Here is a 19,121-nt window from a genome sequence, read left to right on the forward strand (position 1 = left end):
CTTTCCTACATTGATGCCAATAATGCCCCGGCACGCCAGTGCCGGATCGTACAAATTCCCAAATGAAAACGGGGCTATCAACACCCGGGCCAAGCTGGCGGCCCTCCTCGGCTACAGGAAAGTCCGCGGAAAATTCCCGCAAAGCAGTAAAGATAACGATCCGTCGCAATGCCTTCAGACATCATCAGAGCAAAGAGTGACACCCGCCCCGGCGCTTTGAACGGGCCCATGACGTTCCGCGTCCTTCTATCCAGTCTGATCGGCACATCGGTCGAGTTCTATGACTTCTACATCTATGCGACGGCAGCGAGCCTTGTATTCGGCCCGCTGTTCTTCCCCGCCACCGTTCCTGCGGCCGAACTCCTAGGTGCATATGCAAGTTTCGGGATAGCCTTCCTAGCCCGGCCAATGGGAGGGGCGGTTTTTGGTCACTTCGGCGATCGAATTGGACGCAAGGCAACGTTGGTTGCGGCCTTGTCGCTGATGGGCGCGTCGACAGCAGCGATCGGCCTTTTGCCAACCTATGCGGTAGCTGGCTGGCTGGCCCCCGCGCTTCTGTGCGTCCTCCGCTTCGGGCAGGGATTGGCACTGGGTGGGGAATGGACAGGAGCGGTTCTGCTGGCTTTGGAGAACGCCCCTCCTGGCTGGAAAGCGCGTTTTGCCATGTTTGCTCCGCTGGGCGCCCCGATCGGCTTCGTCCTTGCAAATGGGTTATTCCTCGCTCTAACGCTGCTGCTCACGCCCGAGCAGTTTCTCGACTGGGGTTGGCGTGTACCCTTTCTCGCAAGCGCGCCATTGGTCGGGATCGGGCTTTGGGTTCGTTTCAATCTCGTCGAAACGCCCGAATTCGCAGCCGCGATCGCCGAAGCGAAGCCCGCCCGCGTTCCAATCATTGAAGTGCTCAAGGACCATTTCACGCAGGTTGTCATCGGCTCGCTCGGCGTCGTGGCCTGCTTCTCCCTGTATTACGTGATCACTGCGTTCGCACTGGGTTATGGGACAGCAAATCTCGGGATCGACCGCTCTGACCTTCTGATCATTGAACTGGGGGCAATCTTTTTCATGGCCGCGTCCATTGTCGGGGCGTGCTGGCTATCGGATCGTTTTGATCCGGAACGAATCCTTATCGTTGGCTGCATCGGCACCATTACATCGAGCATGCTTCTCGCTCCCATGCTCGGTGGTGGTTCATTGTGGGTTATTTTTTTCTATCTCGCGTTTTCGCTCACCGTAATGGGCTTCGTCAACGGACCACTGGGGGCCTGGCTGCCGAGCTTATTTCCCGCGCGCATCCGATATTCAGGGACGTCCCTCGCATTCAACATCGGGGGCATTATTGGTGGAGCGTTCTCTCCGATCGTGGCGCAAGCACTTGCCGATAGCAGCGGCCTCGTCTCTGTCGGCTTTTATCTTGCAATCACGGGGGGACTTAGCCTTATCGGCTTCGACGCGAGCGCCCGCAGGCGAGCAGTCAGCGCGCTGGAACGCAGCGAACGCCGCTATCGGTCGATCTTCGAACAGACCCATGTATCGCTGTGCGAACTGGATTTTGCCGACCTGCGAGCGTACCTTGAAAGCATCAGAAACAAAGGCGTCATGGATCTCCCGGCTTTTGCAGAAAGGTATTCGGGATTTTTCACCGATTGCGCGAAATTGATCCGATTCACCGACGTCAATGATGCGACTGTGGAGCTGCTCGGATGTGGATCGCGCCAAGCCATACTCGAGCCTATCAGCCGCTTCCTTCCACCGGGAAGTGATCTGTTGCCCCACCTGATATTCGCCGCCGATGCGGGCGCGGAAAGATTAGAACGGGAGGTCCGCCTCATCAGAGCCGACGGACGAGAGGTCATCGTACTCTTCATCCTTGCCTTCCCGGATGACCAGCAGGCGTTCGACCGCGTGGCATGCGCCATGATCGATGTAACCTTGCGGGAGCAAGCCAAGGAGGCCTTGAACGCCGCGCAAGGAGAGCTCGCCAGAGCCGGGCGGGCCGCAGCAGTTGGGGCGATATCTGCCTCGATCGCTCATGAGGTTAACCAGCCGATCGGAGCGGTCGTCATGTTTGCCCAGGCATGCATTCGCTGGCTTCAGGCGACGCCGCCAGACATCGCCGCAGCTTCGACGGCGGCCGAGCGGGTGGTACAACATTCCTTGCGCGCCAGCCAGATTATCCAGCGGACCCGGGAGCAGCTGAAAGGCCAGAAGCGACAGCCGGAGATTTGCGACATCAAGGAAGTCCTAGGTGATGTCGCTGGCCTGCTGGAACGGGAACTTGGTTCCATGTCCGCAAGGCTTTCGGTTGATTTAGCTTCGGACGACATGTTCATAACGGCGGATCGTGTCGAGATCCAGCAGCTGCTCGCCAACCTGATTACCAACGGGCTGCATGCGATGCACGCAACAGATCCGATCCGGCGAGAAATCAAAATTTCAGTTGCGACCGCAGCAGGTGACACCATCAAGATCTCGGTCCAAGACAATGGAACCGGTATTAGCGAGGACAACCTTTCAAAGCTCTTCAACCCATTCTTCACCACCAAAGCCGAAGGAATGGGTATGGGCCTTGCGATCTGCAAGACCATTGCCGAAGCGCATGGAGGTTCCCTGACTGTTCGTAATCATGAAGGCGGCGGGGCATTATTCGAGGTCGATTTTCCAACGGCCGCTTCGCTGAAAGGTTTCGATCTGGGCACGGTTTGAAAAAGGGGCGACCCTCGTCGAGGCTGGGAGGAGAGACGAGGGTCGCGCTTGAAGGCCGACGTGACGCGGCCTTGGACCGAAGGCGGGGCGGAGACGCCTTCGTCTGGTCGGGGGTTCAGTAAGGGGGACCTGAAGCGGCCCGACGGTTATATCCTGAAGAGGCCTCACGCTTTCGGATTGTACGATTGAGCTTCTTCCAGGCGTGGCTCAATCATTCACCACTTGCGCACCCGTGCCGCCGCTTGAGAGCTCGTCGCGCACTTTCCGTCTGCCGATTGGTAGGAGATCCGGGTGTCACGACAACCCAACTGCCGGCGCCTGGCCGCGTCGGGTGCAGCGAGAGAGCGGCATCATCGTCGGGAGAAAGGCTCGGACCGCATGCCCCCCAGGCGATAGGCATAGCCGCCATCGTGTGCTCCGACATGATAGATAATGTGCGTGTACTGACCTCGAAGATAGATTCAAGTGCAATCGCGTTTTCAGATCGCGCGAGACCTGATCAAAACCGATCGAGGAGCTACTTGTTTTGTCGAAAGAGCTCATGATCCTGAAAGTCGTTATCCGAACATCTGGATCTTACAATATCGACCTTGTCATTTGGCTACCAGTTCACATCGAACAATGGAGGCTGTGATGATCGCCCTTTCTTCTGAAAATATCGAACCGACGAATTCGACGAAATCGCACCTAGGGCCCGCAATTCCCGCTTCGATGTTTGGGATCGTGCTGGGAACCGCCGGTCTTGCCAACGCTTGGCGAGCAGCCAGCGAACTCTGGCATTTCCAATCGACGATCGGAGACGTCATTGGCCTCGTCGCGACGGCCATCTGGGTAGCGCTTATCGCGCTTTTTGCTACCAAATGGGTTCTGTTTCCCGCCGAGGCCAAACAGGAGCTTGGGCATCCCGTGCAATGTTGCTTCGTCGGTCTGATCGGTGTTTCGACCATGCTGGTGGGGTTGGTGCTCGCCCGCTATTCCGACATAACTGCAAATGTTCTCTATTGGGCCGGCGCAATCTGGACGGCAGGATTTTCAGTTTGGAGGACTGGCGCCCTGTGGCACGGCGGCCGCGACGCGACGACGACAACCGCCGTCCTATATCTGCCCTCCGTCGCGGGTTTCTACGTGGTCGCGATAGTGGGCGCACCTTTGGGATACCTCGATCTCGCAAAGCTCGCGTTCGGCGCCGCATTCTTCTCATGGCTTGCAATCGAATCGGTCCTGTTGAACCGTCTGTTGACAACGACGGAGTTGGCCGAGCCGCTTCGACCGACGATAGGGGTCCAACTCGCTCCTCCCGCTGTCGGTGCGGCCGCTTATCTCGGTGTGACGGACGGGACACCCGACATGCTGGCTCACGCAATGGTGGGTTACGCGCTCCTGCAGCTCATTTTGATGATCAGGATTTTCCCCTGGGTCCTTAAGCAACCGCTCAATGCTTCTTACTGGGCGTTCTCGTTCGGGCTCACGGCCCTTGCGACGGACATCATCCGGATGGTCTGTCGGGGCGATCGTGGCTTGTTGGAGTATTTGGCCATGCCGGCGCTCGCGGCGGTTACGTTCGCATTGCTTGCATTGGCGCTCTTCTCTCTTCGGCTCCTGTTCACCGGGAAACTTTTGCCCCTTCGGCCGATCGGGCGATAGGTCCAGACCGCCGCGTCGCGGCGTCAACGGGAGCCATCGTGTGCGGCTCCAGCGCGCGGGGGGATCCTGCAAGCAGGATACCTCCCGATCCCTGGCCTCATGTAATAGCGAAGGAGAAGGCAGTGAAACTTACGGACAACACGATCTTGATTACTGCTGGCGCGTCGGGCATCGGACGCGGTTTGGCGGAAGCATTCCACGAACTTGGCAACGAAGTCGTTATCGCCGGGCGTCGACGGGCGCTGCTCGAAGAGGTCGCCGCGGCAAACCCAGGAATCCAGACGATGCAGCTTGATGTGGGAAACTCGCACGGCATCCGGGCTGTCACGGAACAGCTGATCCTTCAGTTTCCCTCACAGAATGTATTGATCAACAACGCTGAAATCATGCCATTCGACGACGCCGGCAGCGAGATCGACGAGAAGATGACTGAGAAGGTCATCATGACGAACCTGCTCGGTCCGATCCGCTTGACCTCTGCCCTCATCGAACACCTGAAGAAGCAGGCGCGAGCGACGATCATCAACAACACGTCCATCCTTGGCTTCGTTCCGCTCGCAAACGCCGCCGACCCTGCATTCCTATACGCTTTCACAACGCTTCATGCCGCGGAACACGTCGGTCGCCGTGCAGGAAATCGCTCCCCCTTTGGCTTTTTCAAAACGACAGGGCCGCCGTCGATGTTGATGCGAAAAAGCTTGTAGGGTTTTTCCCGCAGGTCATTGCCGTCGTGGAAGCTAGGCTGCCGGTTTATCTGTCCGCACGCACCGTATTTCAACCATCTAAACACGCCTTATCTCTCGCGCCTCACGAAATTCGGCGTTGCCCCCGATGAGGTTGACTACGTCCTCCACACGCATCTGCACGTGGATCACGTCGGGTGGAACACGAGGCTCGTCGATTGCCGCTGGCAGCCGACCTTTCCCAATGCGCGGCACCTATTTTAGAGGAATCGGCTGGCAAGAGAAGTTGGTTCACCTCTCAAGGAAGCAACTCAGATACCGCCGAAGGACCGAGGTCTCGCCCCGGCCCTTTAATTTTGTGTCGGTCAGGATCAGTGACCCCAGATGCCTTGGCCATATTCGTCGTTGGAAACAGGCTTGCGTACGGTTTTCGGCATGCCGATATCGTTGTTCATTCTTTTGGTCGAGGAGGTATACGTGTTGTCAGACGCAGTTGCAGGCTGCTGGGCCTCGTTGGACCCATAGTGGTCGCTTCCGGCAATTGCGCTTCCTGCTGTAACAACAAGAGCGGCGGCAGCAAGAGCTGTCATTTTCATTTTAGTAACTCCATCGTTATCTTGGTGGTCTTCACCCATCCAGCTATAAAGCCTCGCTCCCCCGAGACGATTGGACGATCCGGCTGTGTGACCCATACGTTGGCATTGGGCGATGCAAGCCGAAGGGCAGGGACAATGTTGTTGACGGGAGGCAGCCTTGCCGCTGCGCTGAACATTCGTCGGGCGAATTGGTATTTGGAAGCAGCCGCTTGCGTGGATCTTTATTGGCCGCGGCCCCGGCACCATTCCAGCGCTTCCGGCCATCCGCCGCAGCATGCCACCGGTCACCCGATCTCAGCGATGACCTACCCTGGACCTTGGCATCGTCTGACTGACCATTCCGCATAATAGGTCGACGCGCCGGGTCGGCGCATTCTTCTGCGCATCGGTCATGAAAGGCCGCAAAAGGAGAAAGCAAATGCCGAACATTACTAGGATGCTGGCGCTCGCAGCGGCACTTGCCGTATCGAGCACCGCGATGGCGCAGCCGGTCGGCCCAGAGGCCAAGCCGACGGTCGTGCTGGTGCACGGCGCCTTCGCCGAGTCGTCGAGCTGGGATGAAGTCATCATCAAACTCAACAGGGACGGCTATGTAGCCAAGGCCGCAGCCAAGCCGCTCCGCGGCGTCGCCAGCGATGCCTCGGCGGTCGCGGCCATTCTCCGGTCGATCCCCGGGCCGGTCGTTCTGGTGGGCATTCCTGTGGCGGGCCTGTCATCACCGAGGCCGCCAACGGCAATGCCAACGTAAAGGCGCTGGTCTATGTGATCTGCATCGCGTCAGGCCGACCACCTTGATCGTAATGGCCAATATGGCGGAAACCCTGGATGAGTTCCGGCTTCTTCAAGAATCTAGACGTCACTGCTTCACCCGACCGAATAAGAGGCCACCGCGTATTCCGCTACGAGATGATCCTCGTTCGGGGATGCACCGCCTGCGCCAACAGCTCCAATCACCACCCGTTTGGGATCGCGGATCGGTACGCCGCCAGCCACAAAAGCGAGCTTTCTCGGAATGGAGGTTTCGATCGTCGCCAAGGGGTGCCCGCTCGAGACTGCGAGGCAAAGGTCTTTCGTGGATACGCCAAAAAATACTGCCGTCAGCGCCTTGGACGCTGAGGTATCGATAGATGCCAGCGCAGCGCCGTCCATCCGGGTTGCGAGCACGAGGTTGCCGGCGCCATCCAACACGGTGATTGTGTAGGGGACCCCGACGTCAGCAATCTTTTCGATCGCACGCTCGGTGATGGAGCGAGCGACGTCGAGCGAGAGGATGACGGGGGAGATCTGTTTAAATTTCGGCATAGGAAGATCCTGTTGTAACGGTCGCCCATTCGCGACCAAAAGTTGGAAAGGCTGGAATCACTCGAATTGCGAGGTGGCTAGACCGTGAGCCGGAGAGTTTGGTCCCCAAAACTGGAGCAGGCTCCGATCGGTCAGGAGCCCGGCCCTGATTGACCGGGTCCTTTCAACAAATGCTTAGAAATGTTCGAGAACGATCTTTCCCTTTGCCTTGCCGCTTTCGATCGTAGCGTGTGCCTTCTTGAGATTGGCCGCGTTGATGGGGGCAAGCGTCTCCGTAATCGTCGTTCGAATCTTGCCTGCGTCGATCAGTGCGGCAACCTCGTTCAACAGCTTCCCCTGCTCGTCCATGTCTGCCGTCTGGTAGATCGAGCGCGTAAACATCAACTCCCAATGCGTCGAGACAGCTTTCCGCTTGAAAGGAACGATGTCCAGACTGTTGGGATCGTCGATCAGTCCGAACCGGCCTTGCGGGGCGATGAGCTCGATGATCTCCTTCAGGTGATAATCCGTCTCAGTGGTCGAGAAGACGAAGGCAGGTGACCCAATACCCAGCTCGGCAACCTGAGCGGCGATTGGTTTGCTGTGATCCACGACATGATGGGCGCCCAGTTCCTTGACCCATGCTTGCGTCTCAGGACGCGAGGCGGTTGCGATCACGGTCACATTGGTGAGCGCCCTCGCCAACTGGATGGCGATCGAACCGACGCCGCCGGCGCCGCCAATGATCACGATCGCGTTCGCAGCGCCCGGTACGGGCTTGCGGATATCAAGACGATCAAACAGCATTTCCCAGGCTGTGATCGCCGTAAGCGGAAGCGCGGCCGCTTCGGCATTCGAGGCCGATGCAGGTTTTCCCCCTACGATCCGTTCATCGACGAGATGGTACTGGCTATTTGCGCCAGGACGAATGAGCGAGCCCGCATAGAAGACCTCGTCGCCAATTTTGAACTGCTTGGCGTCAGACCCGACTTCGACCACTTTTCCGACAGCGTCCCAGCCCAGAATTTTCCACTGCCCGGCTTCGGGGGAAACACCCTTGCGAATCTTGGCGTCCACAGGATTGACCGAGATCGCGGCAATTTCGACGAGAATGTCTCGGCCGGACGGCGCCGGGCGAGGAACATCGATATCGACCAGAGCTTCATCCCTGTCCAGGGTTCCGGCTTGCTTGTATCCGATGGCTTTCATTGTACTACTCCGTTGCTGATTGATGTACGCATGAGTTGGCGCCATGCTGAGAAAGGGTGCAATACGCACGAAATTTGCACGTAGTGCCAAAAAAGATACCGCAAAAGGTAAGGCTCGATACTGTCGGTTCGACTGCAGTCCCGGTTGCTCGGCTGAGGCAGCAATCGGTCTCATTGACGGGAAATGGAAATCAGTCATCCTGTTTCACCTTCTCGGCGGAACGATGCGATTCAACGAGATCCGGTGTCGCGGCTTGTTGCGGCTTCGATGAATTGGAGCCAGCCCGCTACCAACACGAGGCCTGCCAAGGTCCCAAGCGATGGCGGTGGAACCAAGAGAAGCGTTGCCATTCCTGTCATTGCCGCGACCCCGCAGATTGCGGCAACCGCGAAGTGCCGTCGTCTCTCGGCCCTTGCCCGCTTCAAAGCTCTCGCCAAGGCTTCGGTTGGGGTAATCGTAGTCATGGCCTCTTCCTCGTCGGATTTATTCAACACTTGGGTCCGAGGGGCAGCGTAATGGCATGATCGGGGAGGCAGTCGGGTCAACGGGCGGACTTGCGCACCGGCGCCAAGCGCCCAAAGTTTGCCCGATGATCGATCGCGCCTGAGACACGTTCCGAGCCAACCGGAATGATCAGTCGGCTGCCCAACCGTCAGAGACGTGATGCCCACTGCAATATTGAAACCTTGATCCTCTTCGAGGGAAATCGGCTGCAGCGAAATCGTGCCATGCTCGCCCCCAACAAGAACCTTGGCCCCGAGGCCACGCCCGGTCGCAGCATCCGCGCTAACGCCAGCATAGGTGTCAGACAAGGCGCTCTCATTTCGATTGGCAGGGGCAAAGACCAGCCAAGCCAGTTTGGCGGCCTTTATTTCGCCCACATCAATGCCGAACTCGGGTAATCTTACCGATATAGGACTTTGACGCGCCGGAAGCCGACGGCTTAAAAACACAGGCGATATCCTGTTGTGAGCCGACGATGACGCCGATCCCTGCGGAAACGTCGCAATCCAGGCTCCGAACCTCAACATGTTCGGCGGCGAACGCCGGTCGAAAAACCAGAAGGGATGCCGCGGCAAGAGTTGCAGCGATTGCTGAGGAAGAGCGCATAAGAGATCCTTTTCTGACAGGCGAGCTGAGAGCCGACAATTGTGTCCGGCGGACATCGACCGGACAATCCGAAACGTAAGGCGTTCCTTGTCGAGCGAATTGGTGGATCCGATCGGGTTCGATCCCCATGAGGTCCAAATTTGTCTGAAACGGTCAGATAATCACCTTTTAAAAACCGAATTGGACAGGTCTCGTCGCACCGAGGGTATCAATGCAGTGGCAGCCTCGGTGGGGTCTCATACGGCGATATTTTCCAGGGGGAGGCGACACTGCTCGAATTCACGCAGCCCAGGGTCGCGCTCTAGACATAGTCACGATTGTCCAGCAGGGCCTCATACCGGCGTCCGAATGCTTCGAACACAATGATGCGGCGTGCTTGTCTCATCATGATGCCACAACCGAAGTTTCGGCCTCGGAGCTAGCCGCAGAACGAAAGGGCACGATTGTGCAATCGTCCGTCTCGGTCATGGCTATCCTTTCGTCAAGCTTGGTGACCAACTTGGTGCTAGGCATGGATCCAAGGAAAGGGTGTGCTCGTGCTGTCGACGGTGGGCGGCTGGATAGGGTGGTTGAGCACCCGAAATCCGGTGAGTGAAAGACGCAGGCATTTCTTCGAAGACGATGAGCCGTTCGAGTATGCGGAAAGCGAACGCCCTCCGGTCCCCGGATCTCCGGGGACGCCTGTTCATCCGCCGCATAGACGCGCAATCTACGGGATCACCTCACTGATCACGGGAATGACAGGCGCATTGGGCAACGGCCTCGTGTCGGCGAACCTGCCTTACCTGCAAGGCGCGCTGGAACTTAATACCAGCGAGATCGCCTGGCTGCCCGCAGTTTACCTGGTGACGAATGCTATCACCGGCTGCATTCTCGTCAAATATCGCCAACAGTTTGGTATACGATCGTTTTGTCTGATTTTCCTTACCTTGCAAGCCGTCCTGATCACCGCGCACCTTCTCGTCAGCAGTCTGGCCAGCGCGATCCTTGTGCGAGCGGCTAGCGGAATATGTGCTTCAGCGATGAGCACGCTCGGTGTCTTCTACATGATCCAGGCGATGTCCGCGACACGTCGGCTGATGGCCGTCACGCTTGGACTAGGCACCCCTCAGCTCGCCCTGCCTATCGCGTGGATTATTCCGAAGGACTTCCTGGCATTTGATAGCTGGAGCGGACTGTATCTGTTCGAGCTCGGACTTTCCCTTGTCAGCCTGGGTCTCGTGATGATCGTCCGCCTCCCGCCAACCATCAGGGCCCGGGTATTTGAACTGCTCGACGCCCTGACCTTCGGCCTCTACGCGGCGGGTATCGGACTTTTCGGGGCGGCGATGGGTGTCGGGAGCTATCTATGGTGGACGAACGTATCCTGGATCGGTTGGTGCCTGGCGGCGGCCTTACCGTGCTTGGCGCTGGTGGCTGCCATCGAGTATCACCGGGCGCGCCCGCTGATCGATGTGCGATGGCTAAGCGCGGGCACGTTCGTGCGTTGGGCTATGATCGCCGTTATTTGCCGGCTCGCTCAATCGGAACAAGCGGTCGGTGTAATCTCGATGCTGCGAGACTTCGGTCTCACCAACGACGACTTCAGACCGCTAACGCTGGTCATTTTGGCCGGTGCAGGCGTTGGTCTTCTAACGAGCGCTGCCCTCGCCTCCCCGACACGCCTCCCCCTTCTCGTCCTGATCTCGCTGGCATTCGCTGCGACCGCCGCATTTCTCGATTCATCCTCGAGCCTTCAAACAAGGGGGCAGCAGCTGATGGTATCTCAGGCGATGATGGGTGTGGCGACCACCATGTTTTTTGGCCCGGTTTTCATTTTCGGTCTCGGGCAGGTGCTCATCAGGAGGGGTGTGGGGCTTACAAGCTTCATCGCGGTTTTCGGCATTACTCAATCGGTCGGAACCCTGATCTGCAATTCTCTTTTGCAGAGTTACCTGTTTCACGCTCAGCAATATCATCTCGCGAACTTTGCGGCACAGGTCGAGAGGTCTGACCCGACGGTGATGAGAACCGCCTCAACGCTCGCTTCACAATACTCGGCAGTCCTTGCTGATCCCACGCTACGAGCCGCGGAAGGTGTCCAGGCACTATCACAGCAGATTCTCCTGAACGCTCGAATGGCGGCCTACAACGACGTCTATCTGGCCATTTCTTTGGTCGCGACCCTTGGATTTCTCATGCTTCTCAGCGTGGTCCTGATCGCGGTCTTCAAACAAGCCCGGAGAAATCTCTCATGAGCACACCTCCTTCCCTTGCAACCGAAGGCATTCCGGGCGGCCCTTTGCAAACTCCGGCCGGCGCGGTTCCGAGCTCTTGGCGCCCGGCGGCCACGAGTTTCCCGTCCTACCTGATCGCGCTATTGCTCGTCGCTGGCGGGGTGACGGCTATTCTCGCGGCTTGGCAATTGCCACCCTTCGCGACGGCAATCGTGAAGACCGACGATGCCTATATCCGCGGCCACACGACCGTAATCAGCCCGCAAGTGAGCGGCTACATCAACCGGATCACCGCACGCGACTATCAGAACGTCGCCGCGGGCGAAGAACTGCTTCGGATCGACGATCGCATCTACAAATCCCAAGTCGCAGAAGCACAGGCCAATCTGGATCTTTCTCTTGCGAACCTCGCAAGCAATCGGCAGACCATCGCGCAGCGGGTGGCCGATATCGTGACCGCCGACGCAAAGATTGCTAGCGCCAAGGCTCAGTTGGCTAAGTCCAATGCGGACTTTCGTCGAGCGGCCTACCTGGCAGTGCAGGGTTCAGGCTCGATCAGCAGCGAAGACACTGCACGTGCGGCTAAAGATACAGCAGCAGCAGGGCTTCAGGAAGCGCAGGCGGGCCGCGAGAGTGCAGTGCAGACCAAAGCTGCCGCTGAAATCAATGAAAAGGCCTTGGAGGCAAGTGTCGAAAGCGCGCGTGCGCAGCTGCAGATGGCCGAAATTAATCTCGGGTACACGGTTGTAACTGCCCCGGAAGCAGGCCGGCTGAGCGACGTAGGCGCCCGACGAGGACAGTACGTGACGAACGGCAGCCAGTTACTTTTCCTTGTTCCCTCCGTCCGTTGGGTGATCGCCAATTTCAAGGAAGGACAGACTGCGGCTATCCTACCCGGTCAAAAAGCCTTGTTCACTGTCGACGCGCTTGCCGGCGCGCGTTTTCGGGGAACGGTTGAGGAGGTATCGCCTGCCGCCGGCTCGGAGTTTTCCGTCTTGCGCACAGACAATGCGATTGGCAACTTCACCAAAATACCACAACGGATTTCAGTCAAGATCGCAATCGACCCGGATCAGGCGAATGCGGAGCGCCTTGGACCGGGCATGAGCGTTGAAGCCTCTATAGATACTGCATCCGCGACTTCCGGAGTTCCGCGCGCACCTTGATCAGGCACATGACGCACCCCGGAGTTTACTTCGGGCCGTGTTCACACGATGAGATCGGCAAGGATGCGGAAGCGCCCAGTTACGATGCTGGGCAGCTTTTAGTTATATCAGGTTGCAGGCTAGCGGAAGCGAGCGAATTCGTCTACCTGTGGCCGAGAAGATGGCATTCCCCAGCGCGCCTGCCGCTGCGGCTGTTCCTGCCTCACCCACGCCTCCAGGCTCTTCGTCACTTACGACTTGGTAAACCTCTATCCGAGGGACCTCGTTGATCCGCAGGACGCGATAACTGTCGAAATTCGCCTGGTCCACTGCGCCATTCGTGACAGTCACCTGATTGAACATCGCAGCACTCAGTCCGAACAGGACGCCCCCTTCCATCTGCGCTCTTACAGTATCGGGGTTGATGGTGATGCCGCAATCAACAGCGATTACGGAACGAAGCAGCCGGATCGTGTTATCTGCGCTGACCTCGATTTCAAGGATATGGGCGAGGTAGCTGCCAAACGCCACCTGTAGGCTGATTCCACGCCCCCGCCCCGGCGCCAGGCTTTTGCCCCAACCTGCCTTTTCGGCCGCAAGATCAAGGACCGCCAAAGCGCGGGGATTTTTCGTCAACATCCGGCGGCGAAAAGTGAGCGGATCAAGCTTTGCGGCGTGGGCCATCTCATCGACAAAGCTTTCTATCACGAAGAGATTGTGGGTCGCCCCGACGCCGCGCCACCAGCTTGTATTCATGCCATCGGGCTCGTCGCGAACGTAATCCGCCAAGACGGCAGTCTCGTCGTAGGGCGTTTCGGCGGCACAATCTACTGCGTCAGGATCTATCCCGTTCTTGAAAGCGGCCGGCGCCCATCGGGCGAAGATGGACGAACCCGTGACCCTATGCGTCCTACCGACGATCTTCCCATGCTTGTCCAGGCCCGCGGCGACCCTGTCATAGTAATAGGGCCGGTAGTAGTCGTGCATCATATCCTGCTCGCGCGTCCAAACGAGCTTGACGGGATAGCGGATGTCCTTCAGCAGACGCGCAGCGACCTCAATCGTGTCGATATCAAGCCGTCGGCCGAACGCCCCACCCATGAGCAGGTTATGCACCGTGACATTCTGGGGAGCCAGGCCGGTCGCATGGGCGACGGCCAATTGGGCTCGAACCGGTACTTGCGTGCCCACCCAAAGGTCCGCGCCATCATCACGAATATGGAGCGTACAGTTCAGAGGTTCGAGCGGGGAATGTGAAAGGAATGGAGACTGATAGACCGCCGACAACTTGATCGCGGCGCCCTCTATCATTTCGACAGCGTTCGCATCGTCGCGGACCACCACCCCTTGATACTGCGAGGCGGCCTTCATCTTCGCAATGATCGAACCGGTGCTGACCGTTCCATGTACTCCCGCGTTCCACTCGATCTGCAGAGCTTCCAGACCCTGTTTCGCAGCCCACATATGTTCGCCGATGACAGCGACCGCCTCACCGGCCGACGTCACGATCTCAATGACGCCAGGAACTGCTCGCGCGGCAGCGAGGTCCATCGAGGCGATCGAACCTCCCTTCACGGGGCTGAGTGCAAGCGTGGCATGCTTCATGTCCGGCACGCGGACGTCTATTCCATAGACCATAGAGCCGTTGACCTTGGCCGGCGTGTCGAGACGCTTGGCTCGAGTGCCGATCAGTCGAAACTCTGAGGGCTTCTTCAAAGGTATCGCTTGTGGGACCTGCTGCAGCGCGGCCTCGGTGGCGACATCGAGATAGGAGAGCGCTCGGTCGGAGGAAGTATCCCGGATAATGCCCTTCTCGACCCGACACGTGGCGGCATCCACCCCCCAGCGCGCGGCCGCTGCGGCAACCAGCATAAGCCGAGCGGCAGCACCGGCCTGTCTCAGGCGTAGCCAATCCGATCGAGTGGATGTCGAACTACCCGTCGCCTGATCGTGCAAGATCGGATCCATGTATTTGGACAGGTCCGGAGGCGCTGCTTCAACCTTCACCTGATCCAGCTCGAGTTCCAACTCCTCGGCCAACAACATGGCGCTGGAAGTATAGATGCCCTGCCCGACTTCGGTGTGCGGCATGATGAGCGTGACCCCGTCCCCGTCGATCCGCATGAATGCATTCGGAGCGAAATTCGGCGCCGTGTTCTCGGCCAACGCGGCACGACTGCGCAGAACGCCGGGCAGCCCGAACGAGAGGAGAAGGCCGCTGGTCGCAAGCGCGGTTCCCTTCAAGAACCCGCGGCGTGAAACAAGGTTTTCGATCATCGGACCCTCACACTGATGCAGCTTGGTGGATGGCTTCACGAATTCGCATGTAAGTTGCGCATCGACAGATGTTGCCGGCCATCGCGTCATCGATGTCCTCATCTGACGGAAGTGGTTGAACATTCAGGAGTGCCGCCGCCGACATGATCTGGCCCGACTGGCAGTATCCGCATTGGACGACTTCTTTATCCAGCCACGCGGCTTGCACGCGCTTGCCGGTTTCAGTCGAACCTACGCCCTCAATGGTGGTAATCCTCTGATCGGAAATCATTGCCATCGTAATCTGGCAAGACCGAACGGCCTCGCCGTCGAGGTGGACAGTGCAGGCCCCGCACTGAGCGATACCACAGCCGTATTTCGTACCGGTCATCCCCATGACATCCCGCAAGACCCAGAGGAGTGGCATGTCATCGGGAACGTCCACCTCGTAACGACGATCGTTGACCATCAGGGTTTTCATCGATTTTTCATCTCGCTTTGGGGATCGTCGGCAACAGCTCCCTCAGCGGAGCGCATGCACGGACGGACCACGCCTCGCGCTTGGATACTCAACGACGGGCTCCAAGAATTGTATCATCCAGCGCTGCGTGGGTTTCAAAGGAGCCAGTTCGCAGCGACCGGCGGTCCCGGGCCTGAATCCTACAATATACCCCCGGAACAACTGGCTACGAGATCGTGCCCTAAATGGGGACGCATCGTGTTCGGCAAGCCGAGGCCCCGGTAACCCGGGCTCGCTCAGTCAGTCGAATTCAAAAAGGTATCGGCCGTGACGCGATTTCATAAAGCAATCTATTCGGTGGCTGTGGTCGCCGTGATCTGCGCCGCGGGCGCGGCGGCATTCTTCTTTTGGCCCCACGGTCTGAATGAGGTCTCTGCCAGCAGCAGGCAGCCAACCGGTACGACACTGGTGGAACGTGGCCGGTATCTGACGGTCGCCGCCGACTGTGCAGCTTGCCATACGGCGAAAGGCGGCAAGCCATTCGCGGGAGGGGTCGCATTTGCGCTTCCGTTCGGAGAAATATTTTCATCGAATATCACGCCTGATCCGGTCGAAGGGATCGGCGCTTGGAGCGACGCAGAATTTGTCCGTGCCGTGAAGGCGGGAGTTGGAAAACACGGCGAGGATCTCTATCCGGCGTTTCCTTATGCGTCCTATGCGCTTCTTTCCGACGACGACGTTCTAGCCATCCGAGCCTATCTCAGTACGCTTCAGCCCGTGGCGGCTGCATCCCGACCGAGTGAACTCGCCTTCCCCTTCAATCAGCGCTACTTGATGCGAGCCTGGAAAATTCTTTTCGTCCCGCACGACGCAATGAAGGCCGATCTCGCGCACGACCAGCAGTGGAACACGGGTGCTTATCTCGTCGAGGCGCTCGCCCATTGCGGCGAGTGTCATACCCCTCGTGGCCTCATGTTTCAGCGGGTGCAAAGCAAAGCTCTGTCCGGGGCCGAGGTCGACGGCTGGAAAGCTTGGAATATCACAAGCGACAACCAGACCGGCATCGGCTGGTGGACTGACGGCGAGATTGCGGACTATCTTGCCAGTGGCCATTCTGATGGCCATGGATCAGCATCTGGTTCTATGCGCGAGGCAGTCGATCTCAGCTTGAGCAAGCTTCCGAAAACCGACATCGAGGCCATCGTCGCATATTTGCGAACAGTGCCCGCCGTTTCCACCGGTCTCTCACTAAGCGTGGACAGAAATATTCGCACGAATTCCGGTCTCGATCAGATCTCCGCGACATCCGATGATCCCGGGCGCAAACTGTTTGCCGGCGCCTGTGCCGCCTGTCACGGGTGGGATGCCCTGGGCAAATCTAACCCGCGCGCGGCAATCGACGGCGCCCATAGTTTCGCCGATCCGAAGGGGGCCAATCTGCTGCGGGTAATCCTGCAGGGCTCATCGAACGAAGAGCGTCGAACAGGAGAAACGATGCCGGCATTCGCTCCCATCCTTTCAGATGTTGAGGTTGCTCAGCTTGCGAATTTCGTTCTGGCCCACTTCGGTGAGACCAAGGGCTCCGTTCGCCCGGCGGACGTTCGCGCAGCACGCGGCCCGGTGAAATAACGGATTACGGGGATCGATCGGACTTCCTGCCCCAGTGGTGATGGGCAGGCGGATTGCTTCTACGCACAGCACCATGTTTCCAGCGCTTGTTTGACAAACAGTGCAATCGATTGGGCATTGAGTGTTCACTGGCAGGCGAAGGTTGTTCGACTGATGCCATCTGTGCGTGAGCGAATCACAGGTCATGAAAGTCAGCGGGGTCACCCCCCGATGGTTTCCGCATGATGCAGTTCCCAGCTGCAAGGGCTGGCAGGAATTGGCGAAGGCAGCCCCTAGCGAAGGATGCAGGCCACGATGCGACGTGCCCCAGTCGAACGCGCGGAGGCATTATCGCTCGTTTTTGTCCTTACGTTAGAAATGGCCGTTGTCGCCCGCGTTTCAACGGTCGCAGGAGAGTGTCAGCGACCTTTTTGAAGACTGGTGGTCATTAAAAGAGGGTGGACGATCACGGTGCACGGGCATATCTGCCACAGACGCTTTCAACCCTGCGGGCGCAAGTCTGTCACCGGTCGGTAGAAGATCACACGCACCGACGGAACAAGCTGGTTGAGGTAATCGAAATCCCGAACATTGCCGGTCAGGACCGTCGCGCCCAGCAGACCGGCCTGATGAAAGATCAGCGCATCGTTGAGGAAGCGGCGTTCATGCCCCTCCCCTTTCGGCAGACGGCTCAGCCGGAACAGCAGGCCGGCAAGCATGCCGGCGCGTCCCCAGGCGGTGGCGTCGGGTGCATGCAGCCGGTGCACTGGGATGTCTTCAATCGTGCCTGCAACCACTTTCAGGACCGACTTCGTCGTGGGGTGCGCTGGGTCGAGCCGGCCGAACAGGTGGCTGAGCTCGGCAAAGGGACCGGGCGGCCAATGCCGATCCGCTGGAAGATCTCGGCAGTTTTCTTGTCGAGGCCTTCGACGAGGTGCCCGAAGCCCGCGACGCCTTTTCGCGCATGACCGGCGGCTTCGACGAAAGAGCCTTCAACCGGGCGTGGCTCTACGGAATCGCCGATGATTTGCGTTGGGGCCTGATCGGGGCGCTGGTTGCGGCGAAGTCGTCGCGCGATACGCATGAATTCTACAAATTCGCCAGCTGGCGATTCCTGCGTTGCCGGATGGCCCTGCGCGACCCGCGCTTCGGCCAAGCGCTGCGGAGGATCTGATGTCCGTCAGAAAGCCCCTTGGCCAGGCAGCCAACGATCACGAACGCACGCTGGAACAGGTCATCGGCCGGGTGCCGCAATGGCAGGGCCGCGATATCCGCTATGGCGCACTCGTCGGTGGCCTGATGAACCAGAATTGGGTCGTCGAGGTCGCCGGAGACAGCCGAATCTATTTCGTCAAGGTCCCGGGCGCGGGATCGGAAATGTTCGTCGACCGCGTGGTCGCCAACCAGGCCGCACGCAACGCGCATGCCATTGGCGTAGGCCCTCGGGTCGTGTTCTTCGACCCTGTCGACGGCGTCGAGATCAGCGAATTCCTCCAGGGATATCGGGCCCGTACGAATGCGGACTTCTCCAACGCCGCGATCCAGAGCGCGGTTCTCGACATCTATCGCCGTGTTCACGCGAGCCCGGCGCTGTCGCTGACTAAAACCATCTTCGACATGATCGATGAGCACATCGACCATGGCCGCCAGCTCGGCTCGCATTTTCCGCCTGCCATGCCGTGGATCGAACATCGCTACGAGCAAGCCAGATCCGCATTCATGGCGTCCGGCCTGGATCTCGTTCCCTGCTTCAATGACCCGATGCCCGGCAAACTCCTGATCAGCCTCGGCGGCACCGCGGACCAGCTGCCGATGAAGCTGATCGACTACGAGTTCGCTTCCAACAATGAGCGCGCCTACGAACTCGGCGTCCTGTTTGCGGAAATGTTCTACGAAGAGAAACTCATCCTTGAGCTGATCGAGCAATATTATGGCTCGATCAGACCTGATATTGTCGCCCGCGTTATGCTCAACCGCGCATTGGCCGACGTCAAATGGGCGTCCTGGGCGGTGGTGAATCGCAAGCTCAAGACGTGGGATTTCGATTACAGAAATACGGTGTCTGGAAGTATATGCGCGCACGCGATGTCATGTACGACCCGCGTTGGGAGGCTTGGCTGCGCGCGATAGTGTCCTGAAGGTTCTGCAAAAAGTTTTGGAGAGAGAACGGCGCTTGCTCTGAGGGGCGAGCGGCCATGGCACGATGGTGA

General features: G+C 58.7%; 13 protein-coding genes and 5 pseudogenes. 11 read left to right on the forward strand and 7 right to left on the reverse strand.

Annotation, left to right across the window (positions count from 1 at the left end; all coding sequences use genetic code 11):
* Window positions 1-228: 228 nt before the first annotated feature.
* The 4 genes and pseudogenes from NKH02_RS04235 to NKH02_RS04250 all read left to right on the forward strand — a co-directional run.
* Window positions 229-2,703, forward strand: coding sequence for an MFS transporter (locus NKH02_RS04235; RefSeq protein ID WP_352869826.1), 2,475 nt, complete (start codon window positions 229-231; stop codon window positions 2,701-2,703).
* 633 nt (window positions 2,704-3,336) lie between these two features.
* Complete coding sequence (gene tehA / locus NKH02_RS04240; protein ID WP_352869824.1) at window positions 3,337-4,347, forward strand: dicarboxylate transporter/tellurite-resistance protein TehA; 1,011 nt, start codon at window positions 3,337-3,339, stop codon at window positions 4,345-4,347.
* 122 nt (window positions 4,348-4,469) lie between these two features.
* Window positions 4,470-5,051: an SDR family NAD(P)-dependent oxidoreductase gene (locus NKH02_RS04245; protein ID WP_352869823.1), complete on the forward strand. Its 582-nt coding sequence runs from the start codon at window positions 4,470-4,472 to the stop codon at window positions 5,049-5,051.
* Between the two features lie 54 nt (window positions 5,052-5,105).
* A pseudogene (locus NKH02_RS04250) lies at window positions 5,106-5,288 on the forward strand (MBL fold metallo-hydrolase); the annotation flags it as partial.
* Between the two features lie 113 nt (window positions 5,289-5,401).
* Here NKH02_RS04250 and NKH02_RS04255 read toward each other — a convergent pair.
* Entirely contained in the window at window positions 5,402-5,626 is a 225-nt protein-coding gene (locus tag NKH02_RS04255; protein ID WP_352876594.1) for a DUF680 domain-containing protein, read from the reverse strand.
* Between the two features lie 418 nt (window positions 5,627-6,044).
* Between NKH02_RS04255 and NKH02_RS04260 the strand changes: the two are divergent.
* Window positions 6,045-6,403: pseudogene (locus tag NKH02_RS04260) on the forward strand (alpha/beta fold hydrolase); the annotation flags it as partial.
* An 87-nt stretch (window positions 6,404-6,490) separates the two neighbouring features.
* Here the strand turns inward: NKH02_RS04260 and NKH02_RS04265 are convergent.
* Together NKH02_RS04265 and NKH02_RS04270 are read right to left on the reverse strand one after the other, a co-directional pair.
* Window positions 6,491-6,928, reverse strand: coding sequence for a GlcG/HbpS family heme-binding protein (locus NKH02_RS04265; protein ID WP_352869820.1), 438 nt, complete (start codon window positions 6,926-6,928; stop codon window positions 6,491-6,493).
* A gap of 174 nt (window positions 6,929-7,102) precedes the next feature.
* A complete protein-coding gene (locus NKH02_RS04270) occupies window positions 7,103-8,116 on the reverse strand; it encodes a zinc-binding alcohol dehydrogenase family protein (RefSeq protein ID WP_352869819.1) in 1,014 nt (337 codons plus the stop codon).
* 61 nt (window positions 8,117-8,177) lie between these two features.
* On the opposite strand from NKH02_RS04270, the pseudogene NKH02_RS04275 reads away from it, so the two are divergent.
* Window positions 8,178-8,360: pseudogene (locus tag NKH02_RS04275) on the forward strand (winged helix-turn-helix transcriptional regulator); the annotation flags it as partial.
* On the opposite strand, the pseudogene NKH02_RS04280 reads toward NKH02_RS04275, so the two are convergent.
* A pseudogene (locus NKH02_RS04280) lies at window positions 8,347-9,355 on the reverse strand (DUF992 domain-containing protein). The pseudogenes NKH02_RS04275 and NKH02_RS04280 overlap by 14 nt on opposite strands.
* 401 nt (window positions 9,356-9,756) lie before the next feature.
* Between NKH02_RS04280 and NKH02_RS04290 the strand changes: the two are divergent.
* Window positions 9,757-11,463, forward strand: a complete 1,707-nt coding sequence (locus NKH02_RS04290; RefSeq protein ID WP_352869815.1) for a hypothetical protein — start codon at window positions 9,757-9,759, stop codon at window positions 11,461-11,463.
* Window positions 11,460-12,608, forward strand: a complete 1,149-nt coding sequence (locus tag NKH02_RS04295) for an HlyD family secretion protein (protein WP_352869814.1) — start codon at window positions 11,460-11,462, stop codon at window positions 12,606-12,608. Before NKH02_RS04290 ends, NKH02_RS04295 begins: the two co-directional genes overlap by 4 nt.
* 102 nt (window positions 12,609-12,710) lie before the next feature.
* Here NKH02_RS04295 and NKH02_RS04300 read toward each other — a convergent pair whose 3' ends face one another.
* Complete coding sequence (locus NKH02_RS04300) at window positions 12,711-14,864, reverse strand: xanthine dehydrogenase family protein molybdopterin-binding subunit (RefSeq protein ID WP_352876601.1); 2,154 nt, start codon at window positions 14,862-14,864, stop codon at window positions 12,711-12,713.
* 7 nt (window positions 14,865-14,871) lie between these two features.
* Complete coding sequence (locus tag NKH02_RS04305; RefSeq protein ID WP_352869810.1) at window positions 14,872-15,324, reverse strand: (2Fe-2S)-binding protein; 453 nt, start codon at window positions 15,322-15,324, stop codon at window positions 14,872-14,874.
* A 306-nt stretch (window positions 15,325-15,630) separates the two neighbouring features.
* Between NKH02_RS04305 and NKH02_RS04310 the strand changes: the two genes are divergently transcribed.
* Complete coding sequence (locus NKH02_RS04310; RefSeq protein WP_352869808.1) at window positions 15,631-16,932, forward strand: cytochrome c; 1,302 nt, start codon at window positions 15,631-15,633, stop codon at window positions 16,930-16,932.
* Between the two features lie 479 nt (window positions 16,933-17,411).
* Here the strand turns inward: NKH02_RS04310 and NKH02_RS04315 are convergent.
* A pseudogene (locus NKH02_RS04315) lies at window positions 17,412-17,774 on the reverse strand (type II toxin-antitoxin system VapC family toxin); the annotation flags it as partial.
* 101 nt (window positions 17,775-17,875) lie between these two features.
* Here NKH02_RS04315 and NKH02_RS04320 point away from each other — a divergent pair.
* A complete protein-coding gene (locus tag NKH02_RS04320) occupies window positions 17,876-18,085 on the forward strand; it encodes a hypothetical protein (protein WP_352869806.1) in 210 nt (69 codons plus the stop codon).
* Window positions 18,085-19,041 carry a choline/ethanolamine kinase family protein gene (locus NKH02_RS04325; RefSeq protein WP_352876604.1) on the forward strand — a complete coding sequence of 319 codons (957 nt, stop codon included), beginning with the start codon at window positions 18,085-18,087 and terminating at the stop codon, window positions 19,039-19,041. Before NKH02_RS04320 ends, NKH02_RS04325 begins: the two co-directional genes overlap by 1 nt.
* The last annotated feature ends 80 nt before the right edge of the window (window positions 19,042-19,121 follow it).

Origin of the sequence: Mesorhizobium sp. M1396 (assembly GCF_040317725.1) — a bacterium.
In the GTDB taxonomy this organism is placed as follows: Bacteria; Pseudomonadota; Alphaproteobacteria; order Rhizobiales; family Rhizobiaceae; genus Mesorhizobium.